Consider the following 15361-nt stretch of genomic DNA (forward strand, 5'->3'; position numbering starts at 1 on the left):
TTGTACTGCGGGTCGGCTCAGTCTAACGAGCGCCCGAAAACCACCTCCCGAGTACCGCATGGTGAGACTCGTCGAGGCTCGCGGAAGAGGCCGGAAAGGGGTCCGGACGCCCGTCGTCGGGTCTTCCCTTCCCACTGAAGCCGAAGTGATAGCTGTGAATTAAGTTTCAAGCACTATCGTGCGGCTGTGCACGTACTCCTCGTGGAAGACGACGAACCGGTCGCCGAGTCGCTGCGGCGCGGGCTGAAGCGCTACGGCTTCGAGGTCGACTGGGTCACCACGGGCGCCGCCGCGCTCGCCCACTCCGACCCCTACGACGTCGTCCTGCTGGACCTGGGTCTGCCCGACACCGACGGCCTGGACGTGTGCAAGGCCCTGCGCGAGCGGGGCGACGTCCCGATCATCGTGATCAGCGCCCGCAGCGACGAGACGGACCGGGTGGTCGGCCTGGAGCTGGGCGCCGACGACTACGTGTCCAAGCCGTTCGGGGTACGGGAGGTCATCGCGCGGATACGAGCGGTGATGCGGCGCGTGCGGCGGCGGACGGCGGACGAGGGCACGGCCGGCGGCCCGGACCGCTACGGCACCCGGCTGACCGTCGACCGCAAGGCGGCCCGCGTCCACGTGGACGGCGCGGAGATCGCGCTCGCGCCGAAGGAGTACGACCTGCTGTCCTTCCTCACCGAGGAACCGGGCGCGCTGATGTCGCGCGAGCAGATCATGGAAGCGGTCTGGGACGCGAACTGGTTCGGGCCGACGAAGACGCTGGATGTGCACGTGGCGGCACTGCGGCGGAAGTTCGCCGGGGTCGTCGCCATCGAGGCGGTGCGGGGGGTGGGCTTCCGGCTGGAGATAGTCGGCGGGACCGCTCCCGCCGTCCCGAGCGGCCCCGGCGGTCCGGTCGGCCCCGGCGGTCCGGCCGGCCCGACGTCATGATCAAGCAACTCATCCGCAGCTATGTGCTGCTGGTGGCCGTCGCCATCCTGCTGTTCACCGTGCCGGTGGCCTTCACCCTCACCGCCCAGCTGCGCGGCGACACCGAGGTGTCCATCGAACGCGAGGCGACCACCATGGCGCTGCTGCTGGGCAACGGTGACACCGCCTCCTGCCAGGCGCTGGAGGAGATGGCCAGGGCGTACGCCGTGGAGACCGAGGACGAGGTACAGGCCACCACCACCGCCCGGTGCACGCCGGCGCTGCCGCGCCCCGAACGGGACGCGGCACTGGCCAGGGCTCTGGAGCGGGGCCGTCCGACCACAGACTGGGGGTCGGACCTCATCTGGGGCCGCGACCTGGTGATCACGGTCCCCGCGAAGGACGACGGCCGGGTCGTCGGCGCCGTACGGATCGTCTACGCGACCTCGGGACTCACCCACAGGCTGTGGACGATCTGGGGCTTCAGGGCGGGCCTCGCCGTGGCGGTGCTCGGCGTGGCCGCGCTGATCGGCGCGGTCGTCGCCCGCCGCATCACCCGCCCCCTGCGCCAGCTGAACGACATGGCGAGCAAGTTCAGCGACGGCGACCTGACGGCCCGCTCCCCCGTGACGGGCCCCGAGGAGACCCAGACCCTGGCCCGCACCCTCAACCAGGCCGGCGAGCGCCTCGACACGCTGATCGCCTCGCAGCGCATCTTCGTGGCGGACGCCTCGCACCAGCTCAGGACCCCGCTGACGGCACTCCGCCTCTCGCTGGACAACATCGCCGACGGTGTCGACGACGAGTTCGTGCGGGAGGACGTGGAACAGGCCACCGCCGAGGTGGTGCGGATGAGCCGGCTGGTCAACGGCCTGCTGGTGCTGGCCAGGGCCGAGGCCAAGGTGACCGCGGCGGAACCGCTGTCCCTGACGGACATCGTGGCGGAACGCCTGTCGGTGTGGAGGCCGGCCGCCGACGAGCGCGGAGTCACCATCGCGCTCAGGGGGAGTGTTGTCGACGACCGGCCGTCTGTGCTGGCCAGCCCCGGTCATCTGGACCAGGTGCTGGACAACGTGCTCTCGAACGCCCTGGAGGTGTCACCCGACGGCGGGAAGATCACCGTCCGGACCGAGGCCGGAGCCAGGGAGGTGGTCCTGTCCGTCGCGGACGAGGGACCGGGCATGTCGGACGCGGAGAAGTCCCGCGCCTTCGACCGCTTCTGGCGCGGCCAGGGCCTGACCGGGCGCTCCGGTTCCGGGCTCGGCCTCTCCGTCGTCAAGCAACTGGTGACGGACGACGGCGGGACGGTGGCCCTGGCGGACGCGCCCGGGGGCGGGCTCTCGGTGAGGATCAGCCTTCGGGCATCGCGGACGAGTGGTGGTTGACGATCTTCCACACGCCGTCGCGCTTCTCGTACTCGTAGGTGTAGCGGGCCTCGACGACGCGCTTCTCGCCGGTGTCGTGGTCGGTGAGCGTGAACGCGTAGACGCCGGTGTCGATGGCGGAGTTGCTGTCGAGGACGTTCACGATCGTCCGGACCTTCTTGCCGACCGGCTTGTTCTGGAGGAAGTGCTCGAAGTAGTCGACGATGCCGGCGCGATCGGTGCGGACCTTGTTGGAAACGGTGGGCAGCAGGACCGCGTCCTTGGCGTAGCGGTCCGCGACGATCTCCGCGTCCCCGGTCCGCAGCGCGGCGTTCCAGCCGTCGAAGAGGGCGGCGATCTGCTTCTTGGTGGGCTTCGCGGGCTTCTCGGACCCGGCCGCACTGACTCCGACCGACACCGTGGCGGCGGTGACGACGGCGGTGGCGGTGACGAGGGCGGCGCGTATGCGGGTCGTGCGGGTCATCGCAACTCCTGTGCGGCTTGCTGCTGTTGGGATGACCCAAGATTCGCGTCCGGCCGGTTAGCGCCCGTGCAGCCCGCGTACAGGGGACGTCCAACACCCGGCCAATTCTCAGGAGGCGGTCTTCCGGCCCCGGTCCCGGACCAGGCTGACACCGGCCCCGAGCGACACGACGCCCATCCCGACGGCCGTCATCACGCCCTGCGACCCATCGACCACGAAGGGGGCGACGGCGGCGACGGCGAGGTTGAAGAGGAAGAGGAACCACAGGACGGGACGGGAGGAGAGCAGAGCCTTCATGACAGGCCTTCCTTGAGCGGGAGCCGGTTTCGCTTGCGAGATCAACGATCCCGTCCCGGGCCTGCGGGAACGAGGGAGCGCACTCCCGAAGGCATGGTGTAGGCAGGTACACCATGACGAGCGGGACGAGTGAGGCACTGCTGGCGGGGATCGTGCTGCTGGGCTCCTGTGTGCAGTGGCTGACCGGGATGGGCTTCGCCCTGGTCGCCGTCCCCGCGCTGGTGCTGCTGCTCGGCCCGGCCCAGGGGGTCGTCCTGGCGAACTGCGCGGCGGGCGCGATCAGCGTCGTGGGCCTGGCGGGCGGCTGGCGCCGGGTGCGCCCGGCCTCGATGGTCCCGCTGTGCGTGGCCGCCGCGTGCACGGTCCCGGCGGGGACCTGGCTGACCCGCCGCCTCCCCGAACCCGCCCTGCTGTCGGTCATGGGCGGGCTGGTGACGGTCGCGGTCCTGCTGGTCATGCGGGGCGTCCGCATCCCCGCACTGCGCGGCGTCCGGGGCGCGGTCGTGGCCGGCGCGGCGGGCGGCTTCATGAACTCGGCGGCGGGCGTCGGCGGCCCGCCCGTCTCCCTGTACGCCGTCAACGCGGGCTGGACGGTACGGGAGTTCATCCCGAACGCGCAGTTCTACAGCGTCGTCGTCAACGCCTTCTCGGTCGCGGCGAACGGCCTCCCGCAGCTGAGCGGCCCCCAGTGGACGTCGGTTGCCGTCGCGATGACCACGGGCGCACTGATCGGCAGGGGTCTCGCGGGACGGCTACCGGAGAACCGGGCCCGACTGCTGGTACTGGGCCTGGCCCTGGCGGGCGGGATGACGGCAATGGGCAAGGGCGTGTGGGGGTGGTGGTGAACGACGGCGGCGATCGCCTTGTACCCCATCGCGTGACCCGCTTCGAGGTGATCGACGAAGACGGCGATCTCGCGGTCACGGGGACTCAGGTGTGCGAAGTCCGCGTCGGCGTGCGGGTCTTCGTCAGCGGCAGCACGCTTTCCGTATCCCATTGATCACGCAACGTCACTCGTTCGAGTTCGGCTCTTCAACTCACCTTCCCGCTTGGTTGGTTGGTCCGGATTTCCCCAACCCAGAACCCGTGGAAAGAGCTCGGGGCCCGAGGCTCAAGCCCCGGGCCGACCTGCGCAGACAGCCGCGTACGCGTGGAGTCAGCGCTTCCCCCGCACCGCCCGGACCACCTCGGCGACGGCCCCCAGGATCCCGGCCCGGTCCTTCGACTCGGTGCCGTGGAGGGCGGAGCGGACGACGAGAACGGCGGCTGCGGCGACGATCAGCAGGGTGAGGACCGTACACACGGCGGCAGCGACCACCGGGTCCATGGCAACTCCTTCGAGGCGTTGTGCGACGTGGACGATGACACGGACGACGATGCCGGGAGCGGAGGTGTCACTGCGCCGGGCAATCTGCCTGATCCCCGGTTACCGCGCAGGTCAGAGCGCTACCTTGGGACTTTGCGAGTCGACCGAGTCGCCCGACTCGGGGGACGGGAACGGGTGCGGGGAGCCATGACGGAACCCTTGAACTACCAGAAGGCGCTGACCACGCTCCTGAGGTCGGCTGGGGAACCCGGAAAGACCGCCGTGCGTGCGGCAATGCTGCGCGTTCGGCAACAGGACGTGCAGGTGCGGGGCGAAAGCACAGTCGCCGACTGGATCGCGGTGCGCAGGGTCCCCCGTGACGACAAGGAACTCGAACTCTTCCTGGACGTGCTTCAGCGCATGGCGTTGGAGCGCCGGCGCGACCAGCCGCCGCCGCGCTTCCTCCCCCGGGAGCGCTGGAGGCAGTTGGCGGAGCAGGAACGGACGCGACGCAGCGAGCGGCGGCGGCCGGCGGACCCGCCCACCGCCCCCTCGCGCAGCTCGGCCCTTGGACGGGGCTGGCGTAAGGAGGTCGCCGACTCCCCCGTGTGGCGGCTCCTGAAGACGCCCGCCGACCCACTCAAGAAGCAAGCCGAGCAAGTCGCCGATCTGCTGGAGGAGTTGTACGAGGAAGCACGCCACGAGCTCGCCGGCGACCCCTGGCACGAGGAGCATCTGGCCCGGCGGATCTGCGGCCGGACCAATCAACTCGTCCTTCTCCTCTGGCGTGACAGGGAGAACCTCCTCACCCCCGCCGAGGCCGCGGTGATCACGTTGCTCCCTTTTCTCCACCAGGCTCACCGTTCGCGCACGGCGGCCGAGCTTTCCCACGTCGAGCCGACGGATCTCGGACACCGGTCCGAGCCGGACGGCGACCGGCGCATGTACGAGAGGCTGCTGCGCGGGCATCAACGATTGGTCCGGCGCGCCGGGTTGGGCGACCTGAACGACCGTGGCGACGACGGGCGGCCGCTGATCGGCTGGTGGCTGTTCCACCAGTGGGCGAAGCGGCAACCGGGGCGGCTGGGAGACCTGCTGTCGGCAGTGCGGACGCGAGCCGACGACCTTGACGAGCTCGGAGTCGTTCTCGACCCCGACCTCCTGTCCAGACTCCTGCACTGCACACAGTCGAGCCCTCCGGAACTCTTCGACTCCGCGCGCCCCGAGCATCTTCGGGCGGACGCCTTCCAGCTCGACTTCCATGGCCGGGACTTCCAGGACGTGCGTGAGCGGCTGGTCGGGCCGCTGTTCGTCGTCGCCCAGTCCATGGCGATCGAGGTCACAGGCCTGTCCTCGGTCATCGTGCGACACGTCGGCATCCCGGAGGCCCTCACTCCGGGCTCGCTCCTGAGCACGCTGAACAAGGCGTCCTGGCCGCCCCGGCAGGACGGCATCGCGCTCCGTGCCGCCTGTGACCATCCCGCCGTCGTAGCCGCTCTCACCGAGCACATACAGCACCTGGAGTCACTGCTGCGGGTCGTGCGGCGTTCGGGTTCGCCCGAGTTCGGTGATCTGCCACTGTTCACCTGGGCCGACGAGGTGCGCGAGGTCGACGACAGCGGTGCGCCGGTGCCGGTCGAGGGGATCATCCGGTTCCGCCTCGACGAAGAGCGCGTCCAGGAGCTCCTCATGGGCGAGAACCTCTACCGCGATCGTTCCCTCGCGATCCGCGAGCTCTACCAGAACGCCCTGGACGCCTGCCGCTACCGGCGGACCCGCTCCCGGGCCGCCGATCCCTACAGCTCGTACGAGGGGCGGATCGAGTTCGTCCAGGGATTCGACGAGAAGGAGGGCCGCCACTACCTGGAGTGCCGGGACAACGGCGTCGGCATGGACGAGCTGACACTCTCCGAGGTCTTCTCCCAGGCCGGTATCCGCTTCACGGACCTTCCCCGTTACGAGGAGGAACAGCAGGAGTGGCAGAGCAGCGGGGTCACGCTGCATCCCAACAGCCGGTTCGGTATCGGCGTGCTCAGTTACTTCATGCTGGCCGACGAGGTGCGGGTGACCACCTGTCATATGGACCGGGTGAACGGCCGGTTACGGGAGCTCACCGTCCTCATCACCGGGCCGGGTCACTACTTCCGGGTACGTCCCACCGACGGGCCGGGGACGACCGGAACGACGGTCCGGCTGTATCTGCGGGACGGTGGCTCGGCGCCCTCCTGTGTTCGGCAGCTACGCCGGTTCCTGGGTATCGCGGAGTTCACGACCACCGCCCGGCACGGCGGAGAGCCCGTGCGATGGGATCCCGGAGCCATGCGCCCCCGGGAACCCATGGGTGTCGAGTCCAACGGCTTCGAAGCCCACGGTCGTCATGTGTCCTGGTCCGCCGGGCCACGGGGCGAGGACGGCCAGGTGGTCTGGTGCGAGAACGGCGGAGGCATCCTGGTCGACGGCATCCATGCCGAGCCCAGGGTCCGCCGGGGCATCCTGGCCGGGCCGGGCCGACTGCGAGGCGTCGTGGTGAACCTCACCGGAGCGACCCGGCCCCAGGACCTCTCCGTGGACCGTACGGAGATCCTGGACGAGGATCTCTGCCTGCATGTGGAGCAGTTGATCAGGGGCGCGCTGCCCACTCTCCTCTCCGCACCGACACCGCTGCTGACCCATGGGTGGCTGGGCGAGGTCGCCAACGAGAGCCTTCGACTGGCCGATATCGTCACGGAGGCGGCCGGGGCGGCGAAGTACGAACTGGAGGTGGGCGGCTCTGTCTCTGCCATGTCCGTCACCGGGTTCTTTCCGGCCGACGAGGACATCGCTCTCCCCGACGTCTCCGCATTCGAAGCAACCAGTCACTTCCAGAGTTCCATCGACGCACCGACCCGGCTCTGGAGACTGCTCGCCCATCGGCCCAATCCCCTGCTGGGCATGCTGACCGAGATCGTGCCGGAGCTGAACCGGGTCGAGCGGGTGCTCCCCGCGCGCCCTTCCGACTACGTGGCACGGACAGCCGGCCCGGATGGTTGGGAAAGCCGCGACTGGCCTTCCCTGGATGATGACGCTCACGAGATGACGGCTCCTGGGCACGGACTCTTCGTAGCCAGTGTGAGCGGGCTCTCGTACGGGGAGGTCCTGTCCCGCATGGCGAAACTCGGCCTGCCGGCTCCGGAGCCGCCCGACGGCGACCCGGTCACGGACGAGATCAATCTCGCCCTCGTCAGCCACGACCTGCGCGGTGCTGCGGGAGGTTCCAACTTCCTCCCCACCGACAGCACTGTTCCTCCGGGGCACCTGCTCCAAGCCCACTTCGGGTTCGGCATCTCCACCGAGGAAGCCGCCCAGAGACTGAGGGCGTTCCGGTTTCGCGTACCGGCATCGATCCCGTCGGCCTCGGCCTCGGACGAGCTGGTGATGCGCCTGCTCAGCCACGACCTGGACGGCCAGCTTCCCTGGCTCGACCCTGATGAGCCGGTCTCGCCCGTACACCTCTACCGGGCCTACGCCAGCCTCGGGGTCCGCACCGGCATCGCGATCCGGTGCCTGGAATCATTCGGCTTCGATGTTCACGGATCGAGTGCCATGGCGGACGAGCCCGACGAGAGCACGATTCGTCTGTTCAGTCGATCCCTGCTCGGCCGAGGTGTGTCGTCCCCCACGCCGTCCGTCCCGGTCGGCCCCCTCTTCGACACCGCCATCGCGCTCCAGCGACCGGTGGCCGACCTGGCGCAAGAGCTGCGTGCTCATGGATTCCACGTGGAGTCCGCCGCCGTTGCCGAACGGTTGCCACTGGACGTCCTCGAAGAAGGCGAGGAATGGGGCCTGAGCCACCGCGACTGGGAGATGATCTGCGCCACCGAAAGGATCCCTCCGGGGCTTCTGGTCCGCATCGCCGCCCACCGGCAGACCTCTCCCGAGGAGGCGGCCCGCTCCTTCAGGGCGCTGGGGTTCGAGACACCCACGAAGCTTCCCCCATGGCCGGAACCCACGGACCCGACGATCCTCAGTGTCGACCTCGACGAACTCATGCCCTGGTTCGACGAGGGCGACCCGGTCTCCCTGAGGCACGTGGTGCGAGCATCGCTCGAAACCGGCACCTCGCCAACCGCGGTGGTATCCCGACTGCGTGCCTACGGTCTGGTCCCGCCGGACACGTCGTTTCCGGCCGGGTACGGAGAGGGCGACGCCTACAGGATCAGCTTTTCCTTCCGTGATCGAGGGATGCACGACGACGATGATCTGCCCGATCTGGGCCGCCCGGTGCCACTGCACTACCTGCTGTCCGTCGCGTCGCAGCTGTCCACAGAACCGCGGAACCTTGCCACATGGCTGGCCACGTACGGTTTCCAGGTCCTTCACGATCGGCTGGAGCTGCTGGACGAGACCGACCACCAGCTCTTTCGGCCGTCACGTCGAGGCGGATACGACTCGCAGATCGCCGCCCGCTTCAGCCTTCAGTCGCCGCTCACCGACTTCCTCCGGATCGCCCTCGCATCCGACCTGCCCGCCCCGGAACTCGTCGAGCGCCTCGAACGCCTGGATGTCGATCTCGACCGCGTTCGGGACACCGTCCGAGCCGCTCTCCCGCTGGTTCCCGGTCTGGTCATGAAGTCAGAGCCATAAGGAGGGCTACGAGGGCTACTCCTGTGCCTGGCCCAGGCGCAGCGGGGCCCCGATCTCCTCCTCCATGACCCGGCCCGCCTCGAACTCGAGGGTCTCGTCGCCCAGGGGGGACTGGTCGGTGTCGAGGCCGTTCAGTTCCTCGAGGGGCTGGTCCAGGCGGATGTGGGCGAGGACCGAGTGCAGGGCGCGCAGGGTTGCCGAGGCGGTGGAGCCCCAGTTGGAGAAGTAGGAGAACTGCCACCACCACAGGGCCTCCGTGGTGCGGCCCGCCCGGTAGTGGACCATGCCGTGGCGCAGGTCGGCGATGACGTCGGCGAGGTCGTCGGAGATCCGGGCCGGGACGGGCGCCTTGCGGGGCTCGTAGGGGTCGAAGACCTCCGAGTAGACGTCGACCGGCTCCAGGAGGCGGGCGAGGTTCTCGCGGAGTTCGTCGGCGTCCGGCTCGAAGCCCGGGTCGGGCTCGTAGCGCTCGTCGGGGACGATGTCCTCGTGGGCGCCGAGGCGGCCGCCGGCCAGCAGCAGCTGGGAGACCTCCAGGAGGAGGAAGGGGACCGCCAGGCCCGGCTCGTCGCCCTTCGCGACCTCTGTGACGGCTACCAGGAAGCTCTCGACCTGATCCGCGATCTGGACCACGAAATCGTCCGGGTTGTGGTCGGTCGCGTGCAGCGTGGCGTCAGACATCTAGGAGTCGTCTCCCCTCGAAGGCGCGACCGAGGGTCACCTCGTCCGCGTATTCCAGGTCGCCACCCACCGGGAGGCCGCTGGCCAGGCGGGTGACCTTCAGGCCCATGGGCTTGATCATGCGGGCGAGGTACGTGGCCGTCGCCTCGCCCTCCAGGTTCGGGTCGGTGGCCAGGATCAGCTCCGTGACCGTCCCGTCGGCCAACCGCGCGAGAAGTTCTCGTATACGCAGGTCGTCGGGACCGACACCTTCGATGGGGCTGATCGCGCCGCCCAGGACGTGGTACTTGCCGCGGAACTCACGCGTGCGCTCGACCGCCACGACGTCCTTCGGTTCCTCGACGACGCAGATGACGCTCGGGTCGCGGCGCGGGTCGCGGCAGATGCCGCAGAGCTCCTCCTGCGCCACGTTGCCGCAGGTCGCGCAGAAGCGGACCTTCGCCTTGACCTCCATCAGGCACTGCGCGAGCCGCCGTACGTCCGTCGGCTCCGCCTGGAGGATGTGGAAGGCGATCCGCTGCGCGCTCTTGGGACCGACGCCGGGCAGTCGCCCCAGTTCGTCGATGAGGTCCTGGACCACGCCTTCGTACAACGGACTGCCGTCCTTCCTGGGGTTCCTTGCGGTACGTACGGTAGTTGGCCGAGGCCGGTCTTAGAAAGGCGGACCGGTCCTAGAAAGGCAGTCCCGGGATGCCGCTGCCGCCGCCCAGGCCCTGGGCCAGCGGACCGAGCTTCTGCTGCTGGAGCGTCTGGGCGTTCTCGTTGGCCGCGTGGACGGCCGCGACGACCAGGTCGGCGAGGGTCTCGGTGTCGTCCGGGTCCACCGCCTTCGGGTCGATCCGCAGGGCGCGAAGCTCGCCGGAGCCGGTCACGGTGGCCTGCACCAGGCCGCCGCCCGCCTGTCCGTCGACCTCCGTGTTCGCCAGCTCCTCCTGGGCACGGGCCAGGTCCTGCTGCATCTTCTGGGCCTGCTGGAGCAGCTGCTGCATATTGGGCTGGCCACCACCGGGAATCACGATCAGCTCCTGTGTCCTACGACTGTCGGGCGTGCCTTCGGGCGGGTTATTTCCCGCTCGGCACGAGCCTACGTGGTCTGTGCGGGTGTCGCCCCAGCACTCTTTCGAGTGAGTCAGGTGTGAGGCCTATACCTGATCAAGGCCCACTTCCGGGCGTAAAAGAGATGAAACCTTCCTCTTCGCCACCCATTGGGAGGTAGGAAAGGTCCGGCGCAGCAGCATCAGGCGTCACGGGTGTCACGCAACGTGAGCGGTCGGGATCGGTCGGGTTCCATCGGCCGGGATCAGTAGGGAGTGCCGGGTGGGTCAGCAGCCGGAGATGCAGCCCGAGGGTCCGCCTCAGGACGGGCGGAGTGAGGGCGCGGCCGGGCTGCGGCCGGGCGACCTGGCCGGGCGGACGTTCCCGCTCGGGGACTGGGGTGAGCCAGCCGAGCGGCTGGACGAGCTGTACCGGTGGGTGGAGCGCGGGGCGCTGGAGACCGCCGCCTGGTACCTCGCGGACCGGGTGTGGAAGCGGCGGGGCGCCCGGGGCTTGCGCACCGGGGCGGCGGCGGGGGCGGTGTGCGCGGCCGCGCTGCCGTTGCTGGACCTCGCCCGGGTCCTGGGCGGTGCCGCTGCCTGGGGGTATCTGGCGTTGCTGCTCGCGGTGGCGTGTGTGGCGGTGGACCGGTTCTTCGGGGTGACGTCCGGCTGGATAAGGGACGTGGCCACGGCGCAGGCCGTGCAGCGCCGGCTCCAGGTGCTCCAGTTCGACTGGGCCTCGGAGAGCGTCCGGGAGGTGCTGGGCCCGGCGGAGGGTACGGCGAGCGAGGCCGCGGAGCGATGCCTGGCGGTGCTGCGCCGGTTCTCGGAGGACGTCTCGGAGCTGGTGCGTACGGAGACGGCGGACTGGATGGTCGAGTTCCGGACCGGGCCGGCGCCCATGGGGATCCAGGGGGCGGTCGCCTCCGGCGGGCGGGCGGACGTGGGCGGGGGGTACGGGCGGTTTCCGATGCCGCCGGGGGCGAACGCGCGGCCGAACATGCCGCGGCAGCGGCCGCCCGAGCCTCGGTGAGAGGGCGGCTTCGCCGCGTCTCCTCTCGCCCCCGCCGCCCCTTCCCTCTTCATCGGCACAGGCGCATGCCCTCCGGGGTCCAGCACGGTAGGTGGCCGTGGGTGCGGATCACGTCCTGGCCGTTGCCTCGGGTGAGGTAGGTCAGGAAGCTCGAGGCCAGGGAGTCGGCCGGGGGGCGGCCGTAGGTGTAGGCGTACTCGATCTCGCGGTACGGGTAGTCGCTCGTGCCGTGTTCGATGGCGTCCACGGAGGGCGGGTCGCCGCCCAGGTCGAGCGGGTGCAGGCCCTTCGCGCGTTCGGCCAGGTTGAGCTCGCTGTAGCCGATCGCGCCGGGGGTGGCGGCGACCGTGGACAGCACCTGGTCGGTGGAGTCGAGTTCGCAGCGGATGACGGGGGCCGTCGGGTCGTCCTTGTGGACACAGTCGACGGACGAGTTCGCGATCTCGCCGCGGCCCAGCACCCGCCGCTGGAACACCTGCCGGGTCCCGGAGTTGGCGTCCCTGCTGACCAGGACCACCGGCAGGTCCGGCCCGCCGACCTCGTCCCAGTTGGTGATCTGCCCCAGGTACAGCCGCCGCACGTCAGCCGTGGAGAGGTTCTTCAGCGTGACGTCGTCGTGGACGACCAGCGCGAACACGGACACGGCGACCCGGTTCTCGCGCAGTTCGTCGAGCCCGGCGGGCTTGGGGCCGTCGGAGAGGGCGACGACCGACGGCGAGCCCTTCCTGCCCGCCGCGGCGGCGGCGGCGAGTTCACGGATCCCGGCCGTCGAACCGTGCGGGTCCACGGTGATCGACGACCCCTCGCAGTCGCGCTCGTACTTGGCCGCCACCTCCCGGACCACCGGCGCGAACGCGGTCGAGCCGGTGACCGTGAGCGTGCCGCGCTCGCAGCCGACCGGGGGCGGGGCGTCCCGGACGACGACGATCGTCGCGAGGGTGACCACACAGACCGTGAGCAGGATGGAGATCAGCCGGGCGGCCCGGCTGAACAGCGGCGGGGTGTCGTCCGGGGTCGCGCTGCGGTTGGGGTGCACCTCGCCGTCGCGCAGCCCGCCGTAGAGCCGTATCCCGCGGCCGACATCGCCGCCCGACAGCAGCACGAGCAGCTTGAAGTGCTCGCGTGGGTTGAGCGGGACGCGCGGGATGCGCAGGGTGTTGTCCTCGTAGCCGAAGCCCCGGTCCGCAGTGAAATGGTCCATGAGGTGGTCGGTGTCGGTCGGCTGGGTCACCGACACCCCGCGGATGGTGCGGTCGGTGAAGACGGCGGTCAGACCGTGGCGTTCGGGGCCCGTGTAGTCGTCACGGGCGATGCCCTGCGAGCCGTCGTTCTCGATGCGCAGCAGGACGAGCGTCGCGTCCGACATGCCGGGGGCCTCGTCGAAGAGGCCGAGCCGGCGGTTGGGGCGGCCGGATCTGACGTCGTCGCCGATCGGGTTGTCCATCTGCACGCGGTAGCCGACCCGCTTGCGACGCGGCACCCGGCGCTCGTACCAGACCATGATCCCGGACGCGACGATACCGACGAAGGCCGTCCCCACGGCCACCACGTTCTCCGCGTTCAGCCACTCCACTGTGGGCGCCCCCGCCACTCCCGCCGACCGGCTCGTAGGCGGTCACCGTACGTCTGTCCGACGGGACATTCCGGACCGGTCGCCCGACGTTCGCGCGACGTTCACCGCCGGGTGTAGGTCAGCTTCTCCCCGGTGCCGGTGTTCACCCGGCGCAGCGTGCCGTCGGCGAGCAGGGTGACCTCGGAGGCGGCGCCCGGGCTGCACGAGGAGAGGGGTTCACCGGTGGTGACCTTGGACGGGCCTATCTTCAACGGGCCTTCACCGCCCGGTCGTTCGGAGAGGGCGGCGCTGAACTCGCAGTGGTAGCCGTCCCCGTCGGCGACGAGGGCGAGCACCGCGTCGCCCACCTTGCCCTGGGCGAGGGTCAGCCGGCGCGTGTTCGTGCCGCTCTCGTTCTCGATCGTGGTCGTCCAGGTGCCGAGGTAGGCCGCCGGGACCACTCCGTTCGCCGAGGACGCGGAGGGGGACGCGGAAGGGGACGGCGACGAGTCCTGCGCGGGCAGCTCCGAGGCCTTCGCGGAGGAGGACGCCGAGCCGCCGGACGTGGTGGGCGCCGCGTTCGCGGCGGCATCGTCGTCACCGTTCATGAACGCGTACACCGAGCCACCCGCGGCCATCGCGACCACCAGGGCGACGGCGACGAGCACGGCGGTCGTCCGGCCGCTGCGGCGCGGCGGCTCAGGCGGGCCGGCGGGGTCGGCGGGGACGGCCGGCCCGTACGGGTCGTGCGCGGGAGCGGCGCCGGGGCCCGCGGTGCCGTCCGCATACGGGTTGTACGCCGCCCCGCCCGGCGCCGCGGACCAGGCGGCCGACGGCTGCTGCGGGTGACCGTAGGCGGCCTGGGCCTGCTGCGGATGCTGCTGGGGATAGCCGTACACCGGGTGGGCCGGGGCGGCCTGTCCGCCGGGCGGGCGGGGCTGCGCCGGGATGCCGTCGGCGCCCGCGATCAGGGTGGGGCGGCGGTCCGGCGAGGGCGCGTGGCCGCGCGGGCCGGAGTGTTCCGGGAAGGCCTCGGGGGCGGTCGCCGCGTGGTCGAGGAGGGTGGGGCGCGCCCCGTGGCCGGCGGGGTACGGGGCCGCGCCCTCCGGGTCCTCCACCTCCAGCAGTCGCACGGCGTGACGGCCGAGCTGCGCCACGAGGGCACCGGGCAGCCAGGGGTCGCGGGAGCGGCCGTCGGAGACGGTGTCGTCGACGCCGGTGAGTTCCAGGACGCGGTCGAGGGAGGGGCGGGCGCCCGGGTCCTTGCGCAGACAGGCGCGGACCAGGTCGGCGATGCCCTCGGGGACGCCCGCGAGGTCGGGTTCGTCCTCGGCGATGCGGAACATCAGGGCGTGTGCCGCGCTGTCGGCGGAGCCGAAGGGGAGGGTGCCGGTCGCGGCGTAGGTGATGACCGAGCCGAGGCAGAAGACGTCGCTGGCGGGCGTGACCGGATCGCCGCGCAGCTGCTCGGGGGCCATGAAGCCGGGCGAGCCGATCACCGCGCCGGTCTGGGTCAGCCGGCTGTCGCCGGTCACGCTCTCCAGCGCCCGCGCGACACCGAAGTCGATGACCCGGGGCCCTTCGATGGTGACCATCACATTCGACGGCTTTAGGTCACGGTGGACGATCCCGGCCGCGTGGATGTTCGCCAGCGCGTGCGCGAGCCCGGCGGCGAGGATGCGCACCGACCGCTCGGGCAGCGGACCGTGGTCGTGGCTCACCACCTGCTGGAGGCTCGGCCCGGCGACATAGCCGGTGGCGACCCAGGGCACGGCGGCCTCGGTGTCGGCGTCGAGGACGGGCGCGGTCCAGAAGCCACCGACCCGCTGCGCGTTGCGCACCTCCTGCCGGAACCGCGCCCGGAACTCCTCGCGCGCCGCGAGCTCCCGCCGGACCAGCTTCACGGCGACCGTGCGCCCCCGGTCCGAGCGGGCGAGGTAGACCTGCCCCATGCCGCCCGCGCCCAGCCGCGCGAGCAGCCGGTAGCCGCCGATGCGCTGCGGGTCCCCCTGGCCCAGCTTCTCCATCGCAGCGCCGCCTTTCCCGCACATGTGTGATCGAGACATGTG

14 protein-coding genes are annotated in these 15361 nt (G+C 70.7%); 6 read left to right on the top strand and 8 right to left on the bottom strand.

Features of this window, described 5'->3' with window-relative positions; all coding sequences use genetic code 11:
- Positions 1-186: 186 nt before the first annotated feature.
- Both OG933_RS20685 and OG933_RS20690 read left to right on the top strand, forming a co-directional pair.
- A complete protein-coding gene (locus OG933_RS20685) occupies positions 187-936 on the top strand; it encodes a response regulator transcription factor (protein ID WP_405628337.1) in 750 nt (249 codons plus the stop codon).
- On the top strand, positions 933-2300 hold the full coding sequence (locus tag OG933_RS20690; RefSeq protein WP_362522335.1) for a HAMP domain-containing sensor histidine kinase: 1368 nt from the start codon (positions 933-935) through the stop codon (positions 2298-2300). The genes OG933_RS20685 and OG933_RS20690 overlap by 4 nt, the downstream gene beginning before the upstream one ends.
- Here OG933_RS20690 and OG933_RS20695 read toward each other — a convergent pair.
- Both OG933_RS20695 and OG933_RS20700 read right to left on the bottom strand, forming a co-directional pair.
- Entirely contained in the window at positions 2266-2763 is a 498-nt protein-coding gene (locus OG933_RS20695) for an SgcJ/EcaC family oxidoreductase (RefSeq protein WP_405628341.1), read from the bottom strand. The genes OG933_RS20690 and OG933_RS20695 overlap by 35 nt on opposite strands.
- Before the next feature lie 108 nt (positions 2764-2871).
- A complete protein-coding gene (locus OG933_RS20700) occupies positions 2872-3060 on the bottom strand; it encodes a hypothetical protein (protein ID WP_054241848.1) in 189 nt (62 codons plus the stop codon).
- 113 nt (positions 3061-3173) lie between these two features.
- Between OG933_RS20700 and OG933_RS20705 the strand changes: the two genes are divergently transcribed.
- Both OG933_RS20705 and OG933_RS20710 read left to right on the top strand, forming a co-directional pair.
- Positions 3174-3905 (top strand): TSUP family transporter, encoded by a 732-nt coding sequence (locus OG933_RS20705; RefSeq protein ID WP_405628343.1) that lies wholly within the window; start codon positions 3174-3176, stop codon positions 3903-3905.
- Complete coding sequence (locus OG933_RS20710; RefSeq protein ID WP_405628346.1) at positions 3896-4060, top strand: hypothetical protein; 165 nt, start codon at positions 3896-3898, stop codon at positions 4058-4060. Before OG933_RS20705 ends, OG933_RS20710 begins: the two co-directional genes overlap by 10 nt.
- Before the next feature lie 156 nt (positions 4061-4216).
- Here OG933_RS20710 and OG933_RS20715 read toward each other — a convergent pair whose 3' ends face one another.
- The gene (locus tag OG933_RS20715; RefSeq protein WP_267019165.1) at positions 4217-4387 is read right to left on the bottom strand and encodes a hypothetical protein; all 171 of its coding nucleotides are present in this window, start codon (positions 4385-4387) and stop codon (positions 4217-4219) included.
- A gap of 186 nt (positions 4388-4573) precedes the next feature.
- Between OG933_RS20715 and OG933_RS20720 the strand changes: the two genes are divergently transcribed.
- On the top strand, positions 4574-8989 hold the full coding sequence (locus OG933_RS20720) for a hypothetical protein (protein WP_405628348.1): 4416 nt from the start codon (positions 4574-4576) through the stop codon (positions 8987-8989).
- A gap of 15 nt (positions 8990-9004) precedes the next feature.
- Here the strand turns inward: OG933_RS20720 and OG933_RS20725 are convergent, their stop codons facing one another.
- From OG933_RS20725 to OG933_RS20735, 3 genes are all read right to left on the bottom strand, one after another.
- Positions 9005-9670 carry a DUF5063 domain-containing protein gene (locus OG933_RS20725; protein WP_267019167.1) on the bottom strand — a complete coding sequence of 222 codons (666 nt, stop codon included), beginning with the start codon at positions 9668-9670 and terminating at the stop codon, positions 9005-9007.
- A complete protein-coding gene (recR, locus tag OG933_RS20730; RefSeq protein ID WP_020129225.1) occupies positions 9663-10262 on the bottom strand; it encodes a recombination mediator RecR in 600 nt (199 codons plus the stop codon). Before recR ends, OG933_RS20725 begins: the two co-directional genes overlap by 8 nt.
- 79 nt (positions 10263-10341) lie before the next feature.
- On the bottom strand, positions 10342-10686 hold the full coding sequence (locus OG933_RS20735) for a YbaB/EbfC family nucleoid-associated protein (protein WP_028806749.1): 345 nt from the start codon (positions 10684-10686) through the stop codon (positions 10342-10344).
- A gap of 319 nt (positions 10687-11005) precedes the next feature.
- Between OG933_RS20735 and OG933_RS20740 the strand changes: the two genes are divergently transcribed.
- Positions 11006-11740: an SLATT domain-containing protein gene (locus OG933_RS20740; protein ID WP_405633454.1), complete on the top strand. Its 735-nt coding sequence runs from the start codon at positions 11006-11008 to the stop codon at positions 11738-11740.
- A 49-nt stretch (positions 11741-11789) separates the two neighbouring features.
- Here OG933_RS20740 and OG933_RS20745 read toward each other — a convergent pair whose 3' ends face one another.
- Positions 11790-13313 (bottom strand): substrate-binding domain-containing protein, encoded by a 1524-nt coding sequence (locus OG933_RS20745; protein WP_405628353.1) that lies wholly within the window; start codon positions 13311-13313, stop codon positions 11790-11792.
- Between the two features lie 101 nt (positions 13314-13414).
- Entirely contained in the window at positions 13415-15319 is a 1905-nt protein-coding gene (locus tag OG933_RS20750; RefSeq protein WP_405628356.1) for a protein kinase domain-containing protein, read from the bottom strand.
- Positions 15320-15361 lie beyond the last annotated feature (42 nt).

Origin of the sequence: Streptomyces sp. NBC_00016 (genome assembly GCF_045040885.1) — a bacterium.
Lineage (GTDB): Bacteria > Actinomycetota > Actinomycetes > Streptomycetales > Streptomycetaceae > Streptomyces > Streptomyces coriariae.